Annotated in this window: 16 protein-coding genes; 10 read left to right on the plus strand and 6 right to left on the minus strand. The window is 70.4% G+C overall.

The features are described 5' to 3' along the window. Positions 1-118: 118 nt before the first annotated feature. Both ACO1BR_RS38515 and ACO1BR_RS38520 read right to left on the minus strand, forming a co-directional pair. Entirely contained in the window at positions 119-1,087 is a 969-nt protein-coding gene (locus ACO1BR_RS38515; protein WP_426799770.1) for a quinone oxidoreductase family protein, read from the minus strand. Positions 1,088-1,462: 375 nt separating this feature from the next. Beyond that, entirely contained in the window at positions 1,463-1,768 is a 306-nt protein-coding gene (locus ACO1BR_RS38520) for a winged helix-turn-helix transcriptional regulator (protein WP_426799771.1), read from the minus strand. Between the two features lie 240 nt (positions 1,769-2,008). Between ACO1BR_RS38520 and ACO1BR_RS38525 the strand changes: the two genes are divergently transcribed. The 4 genes from ACO1BR_RS38525 to ACO1BR_RS38540 all read left to right on the plus strand — a co-directional run bounded on the left by ACO1BR_RS38525 (position 2,009) and on the right by ACO1BR_RS38540 (position 5,126). Further along, positions 2,009-2,530 carry a carboxymuconolactone decarboxylase family protein gene (locus tag ACO1BR_RS38525; protein ID WP_426799772.1) on the plus strand — a complete coding sequence of 174 codons (522 nt, stop codon included), beginning with the start codon at positions 2,009-2,011 and terminating at the stop codon, positions 2,528-2,530. Further along, positions 2,530-3,414 (plus strand): PhzF family phenazine biosynthesis protein, encoded by an 885-nt coding sequence (locus ACO1BR_RS38530; protein WP_426799773.1) that lies wholly within the window; start codon positions 2,530-2,532, stop codon positions 3,412-3,414. The genes ACO1BR_RS38525 and ACO1BR_RS38530 overlap by 1 nt, the downstream gene beginning before the upstream one ends. A 110-nt stretch (positions 3,415-3,524) precedes the next feature. Beyond that, entirely contained in the window at positions 3,525-4,580 is a 1,056-nt protein-coding gene (locus tag ACO1BR_RS38535) for an NAD(P)H-dependent flavin oxidoreductase (RefSeq protein WP_426799774.1), read from the plus strand. A gap of 87 nt (positions 4,581-4,667) precedes the next feature. Next, a complete protein-coding gene (locus ACO1BR_RS38540; RefSeq protein ID WP_426799775.1) occupies positions 4,668-5,126 on the plus strand; it encodes a DUF3237 domain-containing protein in 459 nt (152 codons plus the stop codon). A 135-nt stretch (positions 5,127-5,261) separates the two neighbouring features. Here ACO1BR_RS38540 and ACO1BR_RS38545 read toward each other — a convergent pair whose 3' ends face one another. Together ACO1BR_RS38545 and ACO1BR_RS38550 are read right to left on the minus strand one after the other, a co-directional pair. Further along, positions 5,262-5,948 (minus strand): response regulator, encoded by a 687-nt coding sequence (locus ACO1BR_RS38545; RefSeq protein WP_426799776.1) that lies wholly within the window; start codon positions 5,946-5,948, stop codon positions 5,262-5,264. Continuing rightward, entirely contained in the window at positions 5,945-7,108 is a 1,164-nt protein-coding gene (locus ACO1BR_RS38550) for a sensor histidine kinase (protein ID WP_426799777.1), read from the minus strand. The genes ACO1BR_RS38545 and ACO1BR_RS38550 overlap by 4 nt, the downstream gene beginning before the upstream one ends. 251 nt (positions 7,109-7,359) lie before the next feature. Between ACO1BR_RS38550 and ACO1BR_RS38555 the strand changes: the two genes are divergently transcribed. The 3 genes from ACO1BR_RS38555 (at position 7,360) to ACO1BR_RS38565 (ending at position 17,060) form a co-directional block, all read left to right on the plus strand. Further along, positions 7,360-7,791, plus strand: coding sequence for a hypothetical protein (locus ACO1BR_RS38555; protein WP_426799778.1), 432 nt, complete (start codon positions 7,360-7,362; stop codon positions 7,789-7,791). 714 nt (positions 7,792-8,505) lie between these two features. Next, positions 8,506-9,540 (plus strand): AMP-binding protein, encoded by a 1,035-nt coding sequence (locus tag ACO1BR_RS38560; RefSeq protein ID WP_426799792.1) that lies wholly within the window; start codon positions 8,506-8,508, stop codon positions 9,538-9,540. Beyond that, on the plus strand, positions 9,537-17,060 hold the full coding sequence (locus tag ACO1BR_RS38565; RefSeq protein WP_426799779.1) for an SDR family NAD(P)-dependent oxidoreductase: 7,524 nt from the start codon (positions 9,537-9,539) through the stop codon (positions 17,058-17,060). The genes ACO1BR_RS38560 and ACO1BR_RS38565 overlap by 4 nt, the downstream gene beginning before the upstream one ends. Positions 17,061-17,331: 271 nt before the next feature. On the opposite strand, the gene ACO1BR_RS38570 is transcribed toward ACO1BR_RS38565, so the two are convergent. Next, the gene (locus ACO1BR_RS38570; protein WP_426799780.1) at positions 17,332-18,120 is read right to left on the minus strand and encodes a DUF3658 domain-containing protein; all 789 of its coding nucleotides are present in this window, start codon (positions 18,118-18,120) and stop codon (positions 17,332-17,334) included. A 172-nt stretch (positions 18,121-18,292) separates the two neighbouring features. Continuing rightward, positions 18,293-18,904, minus strand: coding sequence for a uridine kinase family protein (locus ACO1BR_RS38575; RefSeq protein WP_426799781.1), 612 nt, complete (start codon positions 18,902-18,904; stop codon positions 18,293-18,295). 75 nt (positions 18,905-18,979) lie between these two features. Between ACO1BR_RS38575 and ACO1BR_RS38580 the strand changes: the two genes are divergently transcribed. The 3 genes from ACO1BR_RS38580 to ACO1BR_RS38590 all read left to right on the plus strand — a co-directional run bounded on the left by ACO1BR_RS38580 (position 18,980) and on the right by ACO1BR_RS38590 (position 21,657). Next, on the plus strand, positions 18,980-20,020 hold the full coding sequence (locus tag ACO1BR_RS38580; protein WP_426799782.1) for a phosphotriesterase family protein: 1,041 nt from the start codon (positions 18,980-18,982) through the stop codon (positions 20,018-20,020). A 212-nt stretch (positions 20,021-20,232) separates the two neighbouring features. Further along, entirely contained in the window at positions 20,233-20,406 is a 174-nt protein-coding gene (locus ACO1BR_RS38585) for a hypothetical protein (protein WP_426799796.1), read from the plus strand. A gap of 711 nt (positions 20,407-21,117) precedes the next feature. Beyond that, entirely contained in the window at positions 21,118-21,657 is a 540-nt protein-coding gene (locus ACO1BR_RS38590; protein ID WP_426799783.1) for a hypothetical protein, read from the plus strand. Positions 21,658-21,704: the final 47 nt, after the last annotated feature.

Consider the following 21,704-nt stretch of genomic DNA (forward strand, 5'->3'; position numbering starts at 1 on the left):
TCGCCCCGTCCCACCAGCAGCCGGACGCCGGGGCCGAAGCGGGCACCTGCGGGTGGTAGCGCGTCGACCCGCCCGCCGGCGGCCGTACCGTCGTGAGGGCGGAGGACGGCGTGCACGTTCAGGTTCGGGGGATCAGGACGAGCTTTCCTTTCGTGCGGCGGGCGAGCAGGTCCTCGTGCGCCTGGCGGGCCTGCCCGAGCGGGTACGCCGCTCCGACCAGCGGTTGCAGGCGCCGCCTGGCCGTGAGATCGAGCAGTTCCTCCAGCGGTGCGCCCCCGGCCCCGTCCCGGACGAGCAGCGGGGTGAGCCAGAAGCCTGCGACGGTAAGGCTGTCCACTGCCAAGCGGCTCGGCGCGACGGGGGAGGCCGGCTGCCGGGCAGAGGCTCCATAGGTGACAAGACGACCCAGGTATCCCAAGGTGTCCAGGGCGGCGTCGAGAACCGGGCCGCCGATGGCATCCAGCACGATGTCGACCGGCCGCCCGCCGTTGGCGGCAAGGACCCGCTCCCGATAGTCCCGCGCCTCACCGTCGATCGCCACGTCCGCGCCCAGTTCCAGGGCGAAGGCGCGCTTGTCCTCGGAGGACGCGGTGGCAATGACCCGTCCGGCCCCGAACTCCCGGGCCAGCTGGACGGCGAGGCTTCCGGTGCCGCCCGCGGCGGCATGCACCACCACGCTCTCGCCGGGCCTGATTCGGGCGACCGAGCGCAGCAGGTGCCAGGCAGTCAGCCCCTGGACGAGGACCGCCAGCGCCTCGCCCGCGTTCACGCCCTCCGGGACCGCGACCAGGTCGCGCTCGGCCACCACGGCCCGTTCGGCATAACCGCCCTGCAGGACGTGGCCGAGCACCCGGCGCCCGTCCGCCGTCCGGCCGACGACCTCCATGCCGGGGATCCGCGGCAGCGGACCCTTGGGCGCATAGGGGCCGTCGGGCTGCTCGCCGGCGATCTGCTTGATATCGCCGAAGTTGACGCCCGCGGCCTCCACTTCGACCACCGTCTCACCCGGCCCCGCCACCGGGTCGGGCACCTGGGCCTCCGCCAACACCTCGGGCCCGCCGAACCGTTCGAACCGCATGGCACGCATGCGTCTCCTCCTCGCTGAAAGGATCTTTTCATGGCCACCACGCCGATGGCCATCACGCCGATGCCGCACCCGGACATCACCTTCGACGGCACCGCGCTGCTCCGCGTCACGCTCCTACTGCGGCTCCGCACACGGATCGACGGCGCCGCGCCGGGCACCGTCGTGCACGCCATCGCCACCGGTCCAGCCGCCCCACTCGACCTGCCGGCATCGTGCCACCCGGTCGGCCACGCGTACCTGGGCGTGACCGACCGGGCCGCCTATGGCTCTCCGGCTCGCCGCCAACTTCCGGGGCACCCGATCCGATGTACCGTGGCGCCTTGTCGACTGGCCGCTTCCCACCCACGGCTGCCGTCTGACGGATCAGGCCGACAACTACGGCTCTACGGCTGGCCGATCGCGCGGCAGACGGTCGAGCTCGGCCGCCCAGCGGTCGGACCACCGCACCAGTCCCCGGAGTTCGTCATAGACATCCCGGCCCAACCCGGTCAGCCGGTAGGCGCCGGACGCGTCGCGTTCGACGAGCAAGGTCTCCTGCAGCTCGCCGAGGCGCTGCTGCAGCACGCTGGATGACATGCCGTCACACCGCTGCTGCAGTGGCCGGAAACCGAGCGGCCCGTCGCGTAGTTCCCACAGGATGCGCAGGATCCACCGCCGACCGAACAGGTCGAGTGCGGCCATGAGCGGACGGCCGGTGGTGGAACCACGAACGGGGCGTCGGGGGCGAGGTGTTGGGGTCATCCGGGATGCCGTCCTGCTGGGTGCCGTTGGGGCTAGTGCTTCGGAATCAGAAACACTACTCTCCCTCATGACGCTTCGAAATCCGAAGCAGCCCGAGGGGAGGAACCCGCCGCCATGGCCACCCGGATCCCACCACTGTCGGCTCCCTATCCCGGACCGACCGCGGCAATATTGCGGCGCATGATGCCGAACGGGGAGGAGCCCATCGCGCTCTTCCGCACCTGCGCCCGCAACCTCCCACTCGCCGAGGCGCTGCACGGCTGGGGCTCCTACCAGCTCAGCCGCCGTCTCAGCCTCGGCCTGCGAGACCGGGAACTCGTCATCGACCGCACCTGCGCCCGGTGCGGCTGCGAGTACGAATGGGGCGTCCACATCGCCCGCTTCGCCGATCGCGCCGGACTGACCACCGAACAGATCACTTCCCTCACCCATGGATCCAGCGCCGACGTCTGCTGGACCAGCGAGCGCGACCGACTGCTCCTCGATACCGCCGACGCCCTGCACGACGGCCACGACATCGACGACGCCCTGTGGGCTCGGCTCAGCGCCCAGTTCAGCTCCGAACAGATCCTCGACCTGCTGATGTTGTGCGGCTGGTACCACGCCATCAGCTTCACCGCCCGCGCCACCAGGCTCCCACCGGAACCGGGCGCACCGCGGTTCGATGCCTTCCACACAACCGACTCGCAGGTCGGCCGCTGATGAGTGAGCGCGGCCTGCCCGTCGCCATCGTCCGCGCATGCCTGCGCGACGGCAGAGGCGGCAGCCCGACGGCGGTGATGGATGAAGCGCCGTTGAGTGACGACGAGCGCCGCCGTGTGCCGGTCCTGATGGGAACCTCGCACGCCGTCTTCATCTCCGTGAACGACAGCCGATCCAGCGGTCCAGCAGTTTCCCTCCGCTTCTTCACCGCCGAGGGAGAACTGCCCGCGTGCGGCCACGGGACTATCGCAGCTCTGGCCTTCCTGGCCGACCGAGCCGAGGGCCGGGAGTACCGGGCCAGCCTCCATACGTCGGAGCGTGTCCTCCCCGGCTGGGCCGTACGCGAGAAGACGCGCGTCAAGGCCGCCTTCGCCCCCGGCCCCGTCGACCTGCGTGCCCCCACCGGGTTCGAGTGCCACCTCGTCCTGCCCGCACTCGGCGACACCTCGAACACGCTCGCTCCGGCTACCCGTGTCGCCTCCGTGGACATGGGGCGGCCACGGATACTGGTTCCCCTCAGCTCCCGGGCTGCTCTCGCCACCCTCGCCCCCGACCTCGAACGGCTCCGCGCCGCCTGTGACCGCCTCGGCATGCTCGGCTGCTACGTCCACACCGTGCCGACCTCCACAGGCCGCGTCGCAGCCCGCATGTTCGCCCCATCGATCGGCGTCGCGGAGGACATCGCCAACGCCAACAGCACCGCCTGCCTGGCCGCACACCTCGCCGGGCAGGGCATCACCAGCGTCGCGGTCGACATGGGCGACTCCCTCGGCAGCACCGCCACGATCACCGCCACCGCACAGCACACCCCGTCCGGCACCACCGTCCATCTGGGCGGCGCTGCCGAGGTCACGCAGGTTTCCCGCCTTCCACACCCCCCGTAACGGCTGGCGGGCAGCAGGCCGCGCCGACCCCCGTAGAGCCCGTCTGCGAACCGGCCGTGAAGCGGAATCCAGACCCCGATCCCTTCCCTCCCTGGCCAGTGTCCCGGTGAGTGGCCCGAAGGCGCTCGTGTCGTCGGAGCACCCGAACAGGAAAGAGTGAACGCGCAATGAACACAAGCACGTTGACCACACCGCTGTGCCGCCTACTGGGCATCCGCGTGCCCGTCATCCAGGCACCCATCGGATCGGCGGCCACACCCGAACTGGCCGCCGCGACCTCCCGCGCGGGCGGACTGGGCACGCTGGCGCTCACCTGGACCGGGCCCCAGCAAGCCGTGGAGCAGATCCGCCGGGTCCGCGAACTGGCCGACGGCCGCCCCTTCGCCGTGAACCTGGTGCTGGACTTCCCCATCGACGACGTGATGACCGCCTGCCTGAACGAGGAGGTGCCCATCGTCTCGACCTTCTGGGGCGACCCGGGCGACCTCTCCGGACGTCTCCACGCCGCGGGCGTGCTGCACCTGCACACCGTCGGCTCCGTCAAGGAGGCCGAGCGCGCGGCCGATTCCGGCGTGGACGCCATCGTGGCGCAAGGCTGGGAGGCAGGCGGCCACGTGCGGGGCCAGGTCTCCACCCTCGCCCTGGTGCCGGCGGTGGTCGACGCGGTCGCGCCGGTGCCGGTCATCGCCGCCGGCGGCATCGCGGACGGACGCGGCCTCGCCGCCGTCCTCGCCCTCGGCGCGCAGGCAGGGTGGCTCGGCACCCGCTTCCTGACCGCGCTGGAGGCCGCGACCCACGAGGTGTACCGCGCCGCCGTGCTGCGCGCGGCACCGCAGGACGCGGTCCATACCCGCTGCTTCGACGGCGGCTGGCCCAACGCACCCCACCGGTCGCTCCGCAACTCCACCCTCACGGCCTGGGAAGCAGCGGGCAGCCCCGCCGCCCCCAACCGGCCCGGAGAAGGCGTGATCGTGGCCACGGACAGCCAGGGACGCACCCACCAACGGTACGGGGACATGGTTCCGGTCCCCTGGATGACCGGCGATGTCGAGGCACTGGCGCTCTATGCCGGCCAGTCGGCCGGCCTGGTCCGCGACACCCTCACCGCAGAACGGATCGTGGCATCCATCTGCGATCAAGCCCAGCGGATCACGTCCGGTGCCTAGACGACTCAGGCCCCGCGATTCCTACCCGGACCACGCTGCCAACACCCAAGGGCGCAGCGGTTCACCACACAAAGCGAAGGAACAGACATGAAACTGGCCCCGGAGATGATCTACAGCGAGACCATCGACGGCCCTTGGGGGCCGACCACCGGCAGTCCTCTAGGAGAACGGCTGTGCTGGCGGGTGAACACCGCGCGCCTCGTCGGCGAGCGGATCGACGCCACACTGGTCACACCCGGGATGGACTGGATCCGGCTCGGCACGGACCAGGTGCGCCGACAGGATCTGCGGGTCACGCTGGCCACTGACGATGGCGAGGTGATCATGCTGAGCTACGACAACGCGCTGATCCGGGAAAGCCCGGCATTCCTCGCCGCGCTGAGCGAAGGACGGGAAACCCGGTTCGATGACCAGTACATGCGGATGGTCGCCCAGTTCGACACCGGCGCCCTGAAATACCGGTGGCTCATGCAGAGCCTGTTCATCGGCGAGGGCCGACTGGCCGGCCCACGCACCATCGAGTACCAGATTTACCGCCTGGACTGACTCGGCAGCCGTAAGTCCGGGTGCTGGCCGCCGTCCCCCGACTGGAGTTCAAGCCAGGGCTGAACTACTTCGCCGAGGGAGCCGTTCTCTCCGACCAGGAGCCGGCAGCCCCTCGCTGTTGCCGGCATCGTCGCCTCAGCCGCCCGGCGTCACCAGCCCCGTCTCGTACGCGACGACGACGGCCTGCGCCCTGCTGTCCAGGTCGAGCTTGGTCATGGTGCGGTTCAGGTGTGTCTTGACGGTCGCCTCGCTGATGTAGAGGCGGTCGGCGATCTCCAGGTTGGACAGCCCCCGCGCGATCAGTTTCAAAACCTCCACCTCGCGCGTGGTCAACGCGGCCAGGTCCGGGGGCGGTTCGGCCCCGTCCCCGACTCCGGTCCCGGCCTGCCGGGCGAACGCCTCGACCAGTCGCCGGGTGACGCTGGGCGCGAAGAGCGCGTCGCCACCGCCGACCGCGGCCACCGCGGCGAGCAGCCGCTCGGGCCCCGAGTCCTTGAGCAGAAACCCGGAGGCACCCGCCCGCAGCGCCCCGTAGACGTACTCGTCGAGGTCGAAGGTGGTCAGCACCAGGATCCTGGGCGCGGGGCCGTCGCCTTCATTGGCGGCCCCGGCGAGGATGCGCTCGGTGGCCTGGATGCCGTTGAGGCCGGGCATCCGGATGTCCATCAGGATCACGTCGGGCCGGGTCCGCGCGGCCAGTGCGACGGCCTCCGCGCCGTCGGCCGCCTCGCCGACCACCTCGACCCCGGGCGCGGCGCGCAGCAGCCCCACCAGGCCGGCGCGGATGAGGAACTGGTCGTCGACGACGAGCACTCTGGTCATCCCGTGGTGTCGTCCCCCTGCCCTGCGGCCTGTGCCGAGGTCGGCAGGGTCAGCCGCACGGCGAACCCCCCGTCGCTCCGCGGGCCGATGCTGACCGTCCCGCCGTAGAGCTTGGCCCGCTCCCGCATGCCAATCAAGCCATGCCCGCCCCCGGTTCGCACTCTGTCCGGATTCACCCCCTCTCCGTCGTCCGTGACCGACACGGTCACCTGGCGCGGCCCGTACGCCAGCACCACGTCCGCGCTCGCGCCCGGCGCGTGTTTCAGTACGTTGGTCAGCGCCTCCTGCACGACGCGGTGCGCGCACAGTTCGATGCCGGGCGCCAGGGGGCGCGGGGTGCCCTCGACGCGCAGTGCAACGGGGACTCCCCCGGCACGGATCCGCTCGACCATCCCGTCCAGGCGTGCGAGGCCCGGCATCGGCGCGGCCGGTGCGCCGCCGTCGTCCGCGACGCGCAGCACCTTCAGCATGCGCCGCAGCTCCTCCAGCCCTTCCTTGCTGGTGGCGTCGATGGTCTCGAGCGCCGTACGCGCGGTGTCCCGGTCGCTGTCGAAGACGAAGCGGGCGAGGCCCGTCTGGATCGATATGACGGACATGTGGTGGGCGACCACGTCGTGCAGTTCTCGCGCGATCCGGCCACGTTCCTCGGCGACTTCGCGCCGGGCCCGCTCCTCCTGCTCGCGGCGGAGGCGGCGGGCGAGGTCGGCCGACCGGCGGGCGACGACGCCGAACCGCCACAGGACGGCGGGGAACGCCAGCGCTTGGCTGACGACGGACGGCATCGACGCGTGGACGGTGACCGCACCGGCGTAGATCCACAGTGCGCCCGTCAGCGCCGCGCAGGGCACGGAGACGCGGGCGGGGCGCAGCGCGGCCACCGTGTAGACGGCGAGCAACGGTCCGAAGCTGCTCACGACGGGCCAGCAGCCCAGGGTGACGTACCCGGCGAACGCCAGGTGGACGGAGGCGAAGACGGCGAGCGGGGCCTTGCTGCGCAGGGCGACCGGCAGGTTCGCCAGGGCCACCAGCACATGGGCGGGCAGGTCGAGTGCGGGCCAGCCCTGAGCCGCGGACTCCCGCCCGAGCAGCAGAGCCACGCCGGTCTGGGCGAGCGCGATCAGGGTGTCGACGACCAGCACACGAGACAGGCGGATCCGCATCGCCGCAGCGTAACTCCGGTGCGGTGGGCCGGGCGTCAAACTCCCGCAGTACCACGGAAGTTGCAGGAACCGCACGGCTACCGCCCAGGGTGCGCACCGAGTTCAACCCGGTGTGGGACGCCCGCGGCGCCGGGTCGCCCGTACGTTCTTGAACCAGCGGCACCGCCCGACAAACGGAGCCGCGAGGCCACGGGCCTTCGGGGGACCCGAGGGGGCCCGGCCCGTGACCGGGGAAAGGGGAAACCGGAACCATGAACGCACGCAAGAGCATCGCCCTCGCGGCGGCGACCCTCGCGCTCGGTGCGGGGCTCGCGGCCACGGCCCCGTCGGCCCAGGCCGCGCAGTCGGCCGTCCCGGTCCGGGCCCAGGGCTGGCACCTGCTGTTCAGCGACACCCACACCCCGGCCTTCGGCTGGCGGACCAAGGACTTCGTCCCGGACGTCAACAACCTTGGGGTGAACTTCGGCTGCTATGGCGAAGACGGGCAGCGGATCGCAGCCGACATCGTCCGCACCAGCGACGGCAACGTCATGGCGTCGAGCCCGCACCACTACTGCCAGGGTGGCCACCAGTGGGAGGTCGATGCGGGCAACGTCCGGGCGGGCACGTCGTACTACGTCCACCTGTACCAGACGGGCTTGCACAAGCACAGCATGTATGTCAGGGCCTACGACTACCACTAGGCGCGGGGGGGGCGACCGGTGGCCCGTTCCCGCCGAGGCGGGGATGGGCCACCGTCGCCATCGCACGCGGTGTGTCCCTTGCGGCGCCCCTGCCCCACGGACACCGGCGAGAGAGGGAGGACGGCACCCTGGCTGTCCTACTGGCCAGGAGCTACTGGAGTGTCGCCGGTCGACCGAAGGCAGACCGAAGGCAGACCGAAACAAGTACGGGCGAAGGTCCTCACTCCACTCGCCCGACGCCCAGAGCCCGGCGAGATCTTCCGCCCGAGAATCGAAGTCTCTGGGCACTGATGACGCCGGACCCGTTCGGCTTCACCAACTCCGACATCGAGGCGACCAACCCGGGGCCTGTGCCCAACGACACCCGCGCGTGAGCTGGTTCGCACACCCCGCTTCGTCCCGCACGCCACTGCCGTGCACCGACGCGCGCCTGCATCACCCATGTGAGTGGTGTCGTCGGCGAGGAGCCGTCAGCATGCTGAGAAGGCTAGCCCGTCCCGGTAGTGGCCGGTCAGGGACACCGCACCAGGCCGCTGACCGCATGGACCGGAGGTGTTCGCCTTGGCTCCGCTGGCCTGTACCGTCCTCTGCACTCTCCACGACGCACCCCACGGTGTGGGCCTACGGCACCCCCGGCACCGCAGGCAGTGCCGCGTCGTGGAGGCACAGATACGGGCACTTTCCAAGGCCGTGCCCCTGGCCGGACGGACGGTGGTGGCCTCCTGCCTGCCGACCCCGCCGCTCGGTCCGCCGCTCGGGCCGTTGCTGGACGCCACCAGACACATCCCTCGGACCGGCCGGATACGCTCCGGGCACCTGCGTGCCCGCCGCTCAGCACATACGGTGAACCGTACGGGGGCCGATGTCCTCATGGGTTCGCCCGCCCTCCTGGACCACCTCGCCCGTCACTGCATCCGCACCCTCACTCCCCTGCCGTCCTTGAGCCATGTCCTGTCCGTCGGCGTGTACTTGCCCTACGAGACCCTGGACAGGCTGAGGGTGTGCCTACCGGCCGCCACTACGGTGTACAGCGTCTACTGCGCCGCTGGGAGCATTCCCGTCAGCGCGATCGACCACCGACAACTGCTCGCACTGCGCCCGGCAACGGACCGGGGGCAGGGGGTGTGCCTGGGCCGTCCCGTCCCCGGCACCACCGTACGTCTCCTCCCGCCTGAGGTGTCCTCCACAGAACCGGACGCCGCGGCCCTGTCCAGCGCCTCGGTCGGCGAACTCGCCGTCACCGGGCCGTGTTTCCGCTACTGCTCGCTGGATCCGGTGACGACGACTCCGTCGGTGAAATCGTTCGAGGCTGCCGACGAGGCCGTGCACCGGACGGGCCATGCCGGCCGACTGGACGACCAGGGCCGGATCTGGTTCTACGGCCGCCTCGACCGCCAACTACGCACCCCCCAAGGCCCGTTGCTCGTCGGACGGGTGGAACCGGCCCTCAACGCCGTGCCCGGCGTGCACCGTGCCGTGCTGGTCGGCGTCGGGCCGGCCGCCGCGCAGCGGCCGGTGGTGGTCGTGGAACCGGAGCGAAGAACATCGCGCGCCGATCGCACAGAGCTCTGCCGGGGCATCCAGAGGGCGCTGGAAGACCTGGACCTTCCCATAGCGGGGGCAGGGGCGGCGCCTGCGGTGCCCGTCCTGTTCCACCGGTTGCCACCCATCGATCACGGCCACCCGTCCGCAACGGTCCACGCACGCCTGTCCACATGGGCCGCCACACGCCTTACGGAGGGAACATGACCGTCAGTGGATATCAGGCGGGCCCCATCGACCGAGCGGTCGCGGTGGTGGGAGCGGCTTGTCGGCTGCCCGGCGGCATCGCGGACCTGGGCGGGCTGTGGGACGCGCTGGCATCGGGGAAGGACCTGGTGACCGAGGTTCCCGAGGACCGCTTCTACGCCAAGCGGTTCGTCGACCCGGCGATGCCGCGCCCGGGCATGAGCTACACGGCGGCGGGTGGCTTCCTTCACGACATCAGCCGTTTCGACGCGGCGTACTTCGGCATCTCGCCGAAGGAGGCCGCAAAGATGGACCCGCAGCACCGGCTGTTGCTGGAGATGGCGGCGGAGGCGTGCGATGACGCGGCGGTGGATCCGGCTGCACTCGCCGGATCGGACACCGCCGTCTTCGTAGGCATCTCCGACAACTCTTACGGTGCGATGCAGATGGTCTCGGACAACATCAACGCGTACACCATGGCAGGAGCCGCGTCCTCCATCGCCGCGAACCGCCTGTCGCACTTCTTCGACCTGCACGGTCCCAGCCTGATCGTCGACACTGCCTGCTCCTCCTCCCTCGTCGCGGTGGTCCAGGCGTGCCGGACGCTGCTGGACGGTACGAGCCGTGCCGCGCTGGTGGGCGGCGTCAATGTCCTGCTCAGCCCGTTCCACTACGTGGGGTTCTGCCAGGCCGCCATGCTCTCCCCCACAGGTCGCTGCCGCTCGTTCTCGGCCGGAGCCGACGGATACGTGCGCGCCGAGGGCGGGGCCGTGGCTCTGCTGAAGCGGTTGACCGATGCCGTCGCCGACGGGGACCGGATTCACGGGGTGATCGTGGAGGGCGCGATCAACAGCGACGGCCGCACGCCGGGCCTGGCGCTGCCCCGGGTGGAGACCCAGGAAGCACTGTTGCGGGAGGTGTACTCACGGGCCGGTGTGGATCCCGACGACGTCGCCTACCTGGAAGCGCACGGCACCGGCACGCCCGTGGGCGATCCCGTCGAGTGCGAGGCGATCGGACGCGCGCTGGGTGTGCGGCGGACACGAGGTGAGCTGCCCCTCGGGTCGGTCAAGTCCAACCTGGGCCACCTGGAACCGGCCTCGGGAATGGCCGGGTTGCTCAAGGCCCTGCTCGTGCTGCGCCATGGCGAGATCCCCGCCTCCCTGCACGTCAGCGAACCGAACCCGCATGTCGACCTTCCGGCGCTGGGGCTGGAGATCGCCACCCGGCAACGCCGCGTCGAACTGACCGAGCGCTCCGTTGTGGGCGTCAACTCCTTCGGATTCGGTGGCGCCAACGCCCATGTCATCGTGGCCGCAGGCCCACCGGCCGCACCGCCACCACCGGCCCCGGCCCCGGCCCCGGCCCGCGAAGTTCGGCCGGTGGTGGTCAGTGCCCGTGGCGCCACTGCGCTGACCGAGGCGGTTCGCCGCACCGCGGACCGGTTGCGCACCGCCGAACCGGAAGAGTTCTACGACCTGGCGTACACCTCCTGTGTGCGCCGTGCCCGGCATTCGCACCGCGCCGCCGTCCTGGCCACCGATCCCGCACACGCAGCAGACCAACTGGCCGCGCTGGCCGACGCGTCGCCCAGCGATGCCGGCGGACTTGCCCAAGCGGCACACGACGGCCGGCCGGTCTTCGCCTTCTGCGGCAACGGGTCCCAGTGGGCGGGGATGGGCGCCGACCTCCTGGCCGAGGACCCGGTCTTCCGCGCCGCCGTGCAGAACGTCGACGTCCTGCTCCGTCCGCACCTGGGATGGTCGGTCACCACCGAACTCGCCAAGGACCCGACGGAATCCCGGCTCGCCGCGACCGAGATCGCTCAACCGCTGCTCTTCGCCGTACAGGTCGCAGTGGTGGAGCGGCTGCGCCACCACGGGATCGAACCGGCGGCAGTGGTGGGCCACAGCGTAGGAGAGATCGCAGCGGCCTGGGCGGCGGGCGCCCTCACCCTTGCCGATGCCGCCCGGGTCGTCGCCATCCGCGCCACCGCCCAAGCCGACACCCGTGGCAGCGGACGGATGGCCGCCGTCGCACTGCCGCGCGCCGAGATGGACATCTGGCTGGCCGACCACCCGGGGCTGGAGATCGCCGGAGTCAACACCGACCGCGATGTGACGATCTGCGGCCCCACCGATCAGGTACGCAAGCTGTCGGCGCGACTCACCGCACGCGATGTCGCCTTCGTCGAACTGGACCTGGACTACGCCTTCCACAGCGCGGCCATGGACCCGGTCGAGGAACCACTGCACGCGGCACTGGCCGATCTGCGCCCCTGCCCTGCCCGTATCCCGATGGTCTCCACCGTCACCGGCAGCCCGATCGAGGGAAGCGCGTTGGACGCCACGTACTGGTGGCACAACATCCGCCAACCGGTGCTCTTCGCACCCGCGGTGGCCCATCTGCGCGACGAAGGCTACGCAGTGTTCACCGACATCGGCCCCCGCCCCGTGCTCCACCCCTACCTGCGCCGCACAACCGCCGGGCAACCCCAACGCATCGCCGTGGTCCGCACCCTCACCCCACAGGCCGACGGGCGCACCGCCCTGGACCGCGCAGTGGCCACGCTCATCGCCTCCGGTGCGGACGTGGCCTGGCAGAGCCACTTCCCGCACCGCGGCCGGGTGGTGGACCTCCCTCAGTACCCCTGGCAGCGGGAGCGGCACTGGAGCGGTTCCCCGGCGGTGTGGAGCGGCTCCGAGGGCGACGGGCGCCCCGACCATCCGCTCCTGGGAGACCGCCTGCCGCTGCCGGAGCCGACCTGGCAAGGGCCGGTCGAGCCGACCCTGGTCCCCTGGCTCACCGATCACCAGGTCGGCGCATCGGTCATCATGCCCGCCACGGGCTACCTGGAGATGGCCCTGGCCGCCGGGCGACGCGCGTTGGGGACACCGATCGAGGTAGAGGGCCTGGAGATGACCCGCCCCATCGTGGTGCCACGGGAGAACCCCAGCAGCGTCCACCTGGTGGTGTCCCTCTCCACCGAAGACGGGGTGATCGCCATCTCCTCGCGCGAAGGACGCACCGGCGAGCCGAGCCAGCACGCCCGGGGCCGCGTCCGCACCCTGCTGCGCCCGCCCCCGCCCGTCCTCGACCCCGCGGCGCTCCTCGCCCGCTGTCCAAAGCCCATGTCCGGCGCACAGCACTACACGGCGCTCACCGCGGCCGGACTGCGCTACGGCCCCCAATTCCAGGTGCTGCGCCAGCTACACGTGGGAGACGGCGAGGTCCTCGCCCGCTACCACTACGGAGAGCCGGCGGACGAGTACGAAGCCCACCCCGCGCTGATGGACGGCGCCCTGCAAGCCGGTGCACCACTGATGGCCGACGCCCTCGCCGTGAGCGAGGGCTACCTGCCCGTAGCCATCGGAGCAGCCCGCGTGTGGCGCTCTCCCGCGCCGTCGGGTGTGATCCACGTCCGCCACCGCGCGAGCACCCAGGCCGAGATGTCCTGGGACATCACCGTCGCAGACGAGGACGGTACCGTCGCCGTCGAGTTGGCACAGTGCCGTATGCGACGCGTACGGAGCACACGCGGCACACCGCTCAGCCGCAACACGGTCGTGCTGCGCGCCGCCCCGCACCCCGACATGCCCGCCGCCAAATCGCCGCTGCCCGGCACCGCATCGCTTCTGACCGCCGCAGGCGACCGGATCGCCGAACTCCAGCGACACCACCGGCACCGTCGCCACGACCAGGTGGTACAAGCCGTCAAGGAGTGCAACGCCCGCGGCATCGCCCGCTCCCTCGCCGAGCTGCTCCCCGACCCCTCCTCCGCGTTCACCGTCGACGACCTGGTGACGGCCGGCATGCTCCCCCGGCACCGTCGGCTCGTATCCGCCATCGCCCCACTCCTGGAACGCCACGGTCTGCTGGAACTCCGGGCGGACGGCCGGTGGCGCCTGCTGACGACCGACCTGCGCGTGGAAACCCGAGAGCGTCTCGTCATCGGAAACGACTTCCCTGCCTTCCCGGCCGAGACACTGCTGTACGCACACATGCTTCAACACTTCACGGAAGTACTGCGTGGCGCGTGCGACCCGCTGGAACTACTGCTGGCAGAGGGCGGGCTGGAGGCGCTGGAGCAGTTCTACGGCATCTCACCGATCCACCACCACCACAACCGCGTCCTGGCCGGCGTGCTGTCCACCGTGGTCGACCGGTGGCCCAAGGACCGGCCGCTGCGCGTGCTGGAAGTGGGGGCGGGCACCGGCGGCACCACAGGCGTGCTGCTTCCTCTGCTGCCACCCGAACGCACCCGCTACCTCTTCACCGACATCTCGCCCTTCTTCCTGGGACGCGCCCAAAAGCGCTTCAACCGCTACGACTTCGTCGACTACCAGTCCTTCGACCTGGACGGCGACACCGCTGAACAGGGCCTCACCGAGGGCAGTTTCGACATGGTGGTGGCGGCCAACGCCCTGCACACCGCCAAGGACCTCAGGAAAGCACTGCGGAAGGTCGCCGGGCTCCTCGCTCCCGGTGGCCGGCTGCTCGCCCTGGAACTACACGACACCGAACTCCTCGCCCCGCTGATCGGCACACTGGAGACCTTCTGGGCCTTCACCGACCAGGAACTGCGTACCGACTCACCGCTGCTGTCCGGTAGCCGGTGGCCGGCGCTGCTCGCCGAGTGCGGCTTCACCGACATCGCCCGCATCGGTGCAGAACCCGACAGCACCGATGACGTGATGTCGGCACTGCTTGCCACGCCGCCCGAACGGCCCGTCCCACCCCCCGAGTTGCCGAAGGCGGAGAGCGGCTCGGTGTGGGTCGTCGCCGCCGAGACCGACACGGACGGCTGTCTGCCGGACGCCGTCTGCGCCCTCCTCAAAGATCACGGCGGCCGCACCGTCCGTACCACGGCAGGCGAAGACCCCGGTCAGTGGCGGCGATTGCTGCCCACCGACACCGGAGAGATCACGGTGGTACTGATCCTGGGAGACGGTCCAGCCCAGCCCCTCATGGAGCGGACCATCCGCCGCGCCGCAGCCCTGCGCGGCCTCACCGCCGCCCTCGCCGAACTACCGGACACCATCGACGCCACACTGTGGCTGGTCACCCGGCCCTCGGGACTCCATCCCGCGCCGGAGCCGGTCACCGCACCAGAGGACGCGGCAGTCTGGGGTATCACCCGCACCCTCGCCAACGAGCACCATGACCTGCGCGTCAGACGACTGTCCCTACAACGCTCCGTCGACCCGCGGTACGACGCCCAACGCCTCGTCCGGGACATCCTCACCCGGTCGGACGAGGACGAGATCGTGCTCACCGCCAACGGCCGCTTCGTCCCCCGACTCATCGAGCTACCGAACCGCCACGGCACCGCCGACAGCACCGAGGCACCCTGCTTCACCCTCCAGGTACGCGACCCCGGGATCTCCTACCAGCTCGCCTGGGTCCAAAGCGCTCCCCCGCAGCAGCCCGGACCGGGACAGATCGCCATCGCCGTCCACGCCACGGCACTCAACTACCGCGACATCATGAGGTCGATGGGACTGATCCCACCCATCGCGGGGATCGAGTCGGGGGAAGAACCGGGGCCGGGGCTGGAGTGCGCCGGCGTGGTCACGGCGGTGGGCCCGGAGGTGACGAACGTCTGCGTCGGCGACCGGGTCTACGGCCTCGCCCCCGGCGCGCTCGCCTCCCACGTGATCACCTCCGAACACGCCGTGGCGGGTATCCCCGAGGGCATGAGCTTCACCGAGGCGGCCACGCTCGCGATCGTCTACCTCACCGTCCACTACGGCCTGGGTCACCTTGCCCGACTCGCCCCCGAAGAGACCGTCCTGGTCCACGGCGGTGCGGGCGGCGTCGGCCTGGCTGCCCTGCGGTACGCCGAACTGCGCCACGCCAAGGTGATCGCCACCGCCGGCACCCCGGCCAAGCGGGACCTGCTGGAAGTGCTGGGCGCCGCACACGTACTGGACTCGCGCAGCCTCCACTTCGCCACTGAGGTGATGAGCCACACCGACGGCCGAGGCGTGGACGTCGTCCTCAACTCCCTGGCAGGAGAGGCGATGAGCCGCAGCCTGGAACTCCTCAGACCCGGTGGACGCTTCATCGAACTCGGAAAACGCGACATCTACCTCAACAAGCCGCTCCTCCTCGGCCCCTTCGACAGGAACATCGCCTTCTTCGGCGTGGACCTCACGGCACTCGCCCACCAACCCGAACTGGCCAAAGACCAGTTCCAGCAGGTCTCCGAAGCGGTTCGAACCGGCCACTACCGACCCCTACCGCACAGCGTCTTCCCGGCCTCGCGCATCGTCGAAGCGTTCCGACTGCTCCAACACTCCCGGCACATCGGCAAGGTCGTCGTCACCTTCGACGCCCTCGACGGCTCCTGCTCCGTCGAACGCCGCGAGACCCCACCCCCGCTCGATCCCGAGGCGACCTACCTGATCACCGGCGGTCTCGGCGGATTCGGCGGCGCCACCGCCCACTGGCTGGCCGACCGAGGCGCCCGCCACCTGGCACTGGTCAGCCGACGCGGCGCACAAGCCCCCGAAGCACCCACACTGCTCGCGGAGTTGGCAGACCGTGGAGTGCGAGCCACGCCGTACGCGGCAGACGTGTCAGACCTCGACGCCATGCGGCGTGTCGTCACGGAGACCGAGGCATCGGGACATCCCTTGCGCGGCATCGTCCACGCTGCGATGCACCTCGACGATGCACCGCTCACCGATCTGTCCGACGACAGGTTCCGATCCGTGCTCCTCCCGAAGATGGCCGGCGCGACCGTACTCGACCACCTCACCCGGGGACGATCGCTGGACTTCTTCCTGATGTACTCCTCCGGAACGGCCTTCCTCGGCAACGCGCTGCAGTCCAACTACGCAGCCGCCAACGCCTTCCTGGAGGCCCTGGCACGGGCCCGCCGCAGTCGCGGGGAAGCAGGTACGGCGATCGCCTGGGGCGTCATCGGTGGTACCGGCTACGTCGATCGCAACGGGCTGACCGAGACGATGACGCGACTGGGCGTCGAGCCGGTCATGCCCCATGAGGCGTTCACCGCGGCGGAGGACCTGGTCTGCGCCGGCCTCGATCGAGCCGGCGTCGGACGCTACGCATACTCCACGCTGACGAAGCTGCTTCCCGCCGCCAACGTGCCACGGGTGAGCGGCCTCATTCCGCTACTGGTCCGCCCAGCAGGCCAGAGCCGTGAAGACATCCTGCGCGCCCTCGCCGAGATGCCCCAGGAAGAGGCCCGACAAGTTATCGCCGACACCATCGCCGACATGCTCGGCGGCGTTCTCCAGATGTCCGTCGAACAACTCGACCACCACCGACGCCTGGACGAGTACGGCATGGACTCGCTGATGGGAAGCGAGGTACTGGCGAACGTCCGCCACCAATACGACATCGACCTCCCACCGATGGAGCTGCTCCGCAGCGAAGGCACCATCGCGGACATCGCGCGCATGGTCCACACCCGCCTGGGTCTCGCCTCCACCACTACGGCGCCTTCGGCGTCAACGGCACGTGCCGACCTGCTCCGTGGGGAAGGCGAACAGCCCGGACAGCCGGACGAGTGAGCAGCTGACGACTGCCTGACATTCGGCGTGTCCTTACACGTCTGAGCCGGCTCGGTTCAGTGACGCTCTCCGGCGTCTGGTCGCTTCACCCACGTCGTAGCGGGTCGCGGGCTGCCGGTTCTTCGAGCCGAATGGCCTTCCGGCAACACCACCACCAGCCGACACGGGCGACAAGGGGCAGCGCTGGGCGCAGGATTCCACCTGCACCCACACGCCACCCCACCACGGTGGCTCGAACCGAACCCGGACCCTGAATCCGACTCAGGATCGCTCAGCTGATGAGAGACGCTCGTTTAATCCTGGTGCCGAGTGCGGGCCGGGGAGCGCCGTCGGCCCGGGCGGCGATGTCGGTGGCGAGTGGTCCGTCGGCGAGGAGCGCGCCGGATTCCACGAGCTTTGCGATCCGCCAATACAGGGTCGAATCGCCGCCCTTCGTGGTAGCCAAGACGGTGCCGACGACAATGCCGAGGGCAGTCCCCTTGGAACCTGCGGTGTCGAGGAGGGCAGCGTCGTAGTAGTCCTCCGGCGCCGAGGCCAGGCCGGCGGGAGTGATGATGCGGAACGTGGCATTCTCCTGCTTCAGCCGCCGCCACGCCTCAGCGGCGGCCCGGCGCTCGACGCCGGTGATCGGGCGTGCAGCGGCCAGCAGGGGGTGACACTCATCCCGGCTGAGCGCCCCGACCGGGCCGGGCACCTGGACTATGTCGAACGGCCTGTCCGAGAGGCGGTCGCAGATCAGGTGGAAGAAGGCGAGTTCAGAGTTGGAGGCGCTGCTGAACCACACCACCAGGTGGTCCGCGCACTCGACCCGCTCCCAGAACGCCGCCGGTGCCAGTTCGTCAAACGGATCACTCTCCTCACTCTCCTCAGGACCGAGCCAGTTGAATATCGTGTGCCACCACTGTTCCCGGACCGCCGGATCGTCCGGCTTCAACGGCCCCACGCTGGGATCATCGGGGTACGACTGGACAGGGCTGGCCGGGTCGTCGGTGTCGACCCCGAGGGCGGCCCGCAGGGATTCCGCCGCCGACGGGCCGGGCACAAGATGCAGCGTCTCCATGACACCAGCGTGCCAGCTGCTTCGGCGACCGGTCACCCGCAGTCCGGCCGGGTGCGCTGGCAGGCCAGCCGGCGAGGCCCGGGATACCTCATCGATCTCCGGTGGTCGTGATCACCGTTGCCGAGGCCGGTGGACTCTCTTGCGGGGACGACGGACGCGGCCTTGGGGCCCGTCACCCTCCCCGTACGGTGAGGCCGACGCGTGCGTGCAGGCGCGTCGTGGTGAGGTAGTGCTCTTCGATGGTGCGCCAGCGCGTGATCCAGGCGTCGCGTTCCGGGCCGCCCCCGCGGGCGTACAAGCGGTGCAGGCACACGTCGCTTGGCGTGTCGACGAGGACGGTCACATCGTAGAAGGGGGCCAGTTCGGGGCGGGCGGTCAGCACGCCTTCGACGACGACCACCCCCTTGGCCGGGAGGTGGCGTGGCTCGCCGCGCAGCGTGGCGTCTGCACCGGGCTGGTACGGCGCATAGCGTGCCGGTTTGCCATGGGCGAGCGGTGCGAGGATCTCATCGCGCAGCTCCTGCCAGGCAAAGTAGCGGCGGTACGCCTCCACCGTGTCCATCGACAGGCGCTGTGAGACAGGTCTGGGCACAAAGAAGTCGTCGCCGTTGACGATGGTCGCTCGCCGTGGCCCGCCCAACTGCTCTGCCAGGACGGCGGCCAGTGTGCTCTTGCCTGCCCCTGCGCGGCCATCGAGCGCCACCAAGGCGCAGCCATCGGTTGCGCGGCCTGGGAGTGCTGCGGCGATCTGCTGGGCTTGCGACGCCTGCTGGAATGTGGTCATGCGCAGCCCTCTTCCTGTCGTGGGCCGGTCGAGGGTCGGGAACGCGTCAGGCTGTCGCTGTGCCGTATGGGAACGATGGCGCCGGGTACCGGTTCCACCGTGCAGAGCGTGCAGACCGTCACTGGCCCTCTCCCGGTCGCTTCCGTCCGTGGGCCGGTGCTCGCCCACGAGCATCTGATCGTGGACTTGCGCCGGGCCGGTGACCAGGACGCCGCCCTACTCCCCACCATGCATGGCGCCCACGTCACCGCGGAACTCGCCTCCCTGCGAGACGCGTTCGCTCTCGCCCTTGTCATCGAGCTGACCTGCCGGGGCATGGGCGGCGACCCGCGTGTCCTGGCCCGTATCTCCGATCGGTCCGGAGTCGCCGTGCTCGCCGCCACCGGCTGGTACCACGAGCCCTTCCACCCGCCCGAAGTCAGCGCCGCAGACCCCGACCGCCTCACCATGACGCTGATCCGCGAGATCGAGCAGGGCATCATGGACACCGCGATCCGTCCCGGGGTCATCGGCGAGGTCGGCAGCCACGGCGAACGCCCCAGCCCGGCCGAGGAACGTGTCCTGACGGCCGCCGCGCACGCGGCCCTCACCACTGGCCTGTCCGTCGCCACCCACACCCACCTCGGTGTCGGCGGTCCGGCCCAGCTCGACGTACTCACCGCCACGGGGCTGCCCGCCCACCGCATCAGCATCGGCCACCAGGACCTCCTTCAGGCCCCCGCCGTACACCGCGAACTGGCCGCCTCCGGCGCCTACGTGGCCTTCGACACCATCGGCAAGGAGCACTACGCCACCGACACCACCCGGCTGCGCCTGCTGCTCGCGCTCCTGGAAGCCGGACACGCCGACCGGGTGCTGCTCAGCGGCGACATCTCCCGTCACACCTACCTGCGGGCCGAGGGTGGGCAGGGCTACGGGCATCTGTTCCGCTCGTTCCTGCCCCGGCTGCGGGCCGCGGGCGTCGACGACGACCTGATCGACCTGATGACACGCCGCAACCCCATCCGCTTCCTCACCAATAATCGTCCGACGACGGCTGCGCCTGACAACCCTTCGCCGAGTCGAGCCGGTCAACAGGTCAGTGCAGTCAACTGGCCAGGCAGGCAGGCTCGCTGACCCATCGGACACGCCCCAGGGCCCCTCCTTGCACGGGTGAGGCAGGCATAGCGCATGGCGTCGACGGTGGGGCAGGGCGCCGGGACCTCCGTCTCACGGGGATTCGGCCAAGGTGGATCTCACCGCGTGCAGCGCGTCGGAAGGGACTTCCTCGGCTCCGGCCACATCGGCATCTGAGGCCGGAACCCCCACAGCAGCGCGCGAGTCGAAGGATGAGTGGCGCGTCGATGTCGCCTGCCGGGGGCTCGGTCGAGCGGTTTGATCCCGACCAGTTTTGCCGGGGTGCCTGCCCGCAGTTCGATACCTGGCCACAACTGAGCGGCAGCGGCAAGAAGCTCCTGCCGCTGAGCGTGAAGAAGCCCGCGACCAGCGGAAACGCCCAGTGACGTGGGCGATGCCTTGCGACGGATCTCCGACGACGTGACCGATGTCACATGGGCTGAGGTGCTGAGCGTGCTCGGTGTCGTCTCGGAGCGTCGGCGGTCCATCGCGGCAGAGGTGCCCAGAACGCCTCTGCCGACGCGGGGAGGCCCGTCGAACGTCGACTCAGAGGTTGAGGTGGGTGCGGCTTCGGGCTGTCCGTCGGCGCAGCCCAGCGCTGTCTGCCTGCCCCTGAAGAAGTCTGGCCCGCCAGCCGGCTCCGGTCGTGGGCATCCGCCGCGAACGTCCGACGGGCGGGTGGTCCCACCCTCCGTAACGTGTCGCCTGCCGGGCGTACACATGTGGGCGGGGCCGCTTCCCGGCATGAGTGGCACCCCGTCCCTGTGACGGCCCACACAACGGGTTGCGCGACCGATGGGTTACCGTTTCCGGACTTGCCGGATCGTCGCAGAGCCACGCGGAGAGAACGTTTGCCTCCTCACGACTCAGCTCACGTCTCAGCCCCTGCGGATTCCGGGCCTTCTGGGAGCAGCTCTGTGCCCCGTGTCCGCCGACTGCCCTCACCCCGTGCCGTCGTATGGGCGGTGGCGTCGGCGATCGTGGCGGCGGGCTCGGTGGCGCTGCTGGGCGGGTGTGCGGAGGCCGGTGCGCCAAGGAGCGCGGGGCATGCCGCTCCCGTTACCGGCCCGGCGGAATTGTGGCCCGGCAGTAAGCCCGTGCCGGCGGAGCCACCGGCGACGGGAAGCCAGGAGAAACCGCAGCCGCTGACCGCGCTGCCGCGGGTGCGGTCCGGGGACATCCGGAAGGTGTCCGCGGGCTCGGTTCTCCTGGCGCAGATCGACGTTGACAAGCGCCACGGCCAGCCGGTCTTCGACAAGGATGAGGAGCGCAAGATCCGCTCCTGTGCCGACAAGCCTGGATCGGACTCCTGCCCTGTGCGGGCCCCCGAATACCACGATCTGACCGGTGACGGGAAGGACGAGCTGATCGTCGGCGTCCGGAGCGGAAGCAACCTCCTGGTCATCTATGCCTACACGCTCAAGAACGGGGTGGTGACCTCGATCCTGGATTCCACCAGTTCCCCGCAGTCGGTGGAGGTCGCCGACCACAAGCTGGTCATCCACGAGCCCGGGGACGCGCCCGGTTACGAGAGCCGCACGGTCTACGCCTGGGATGCGCGGCAACAGGTCATGACCATCCAGGACGTGGGCTACGGCCGGCGGGCCCCGGCCTCTGCAACCCCTTCGGGCAGGTGAGCCGTGCGCACTCTCCGGCCGCGTCCGCCGCGGTGGCTGCCTGCCTG

Source organism: Streptomyces sp. YGL11-2 (assembly GCF_050054615.1).
GTDB lineage: Bacteria > Actinomycetota > Actinomycetes > Streptomycetales > Streptomycetaceae > Streptomyces.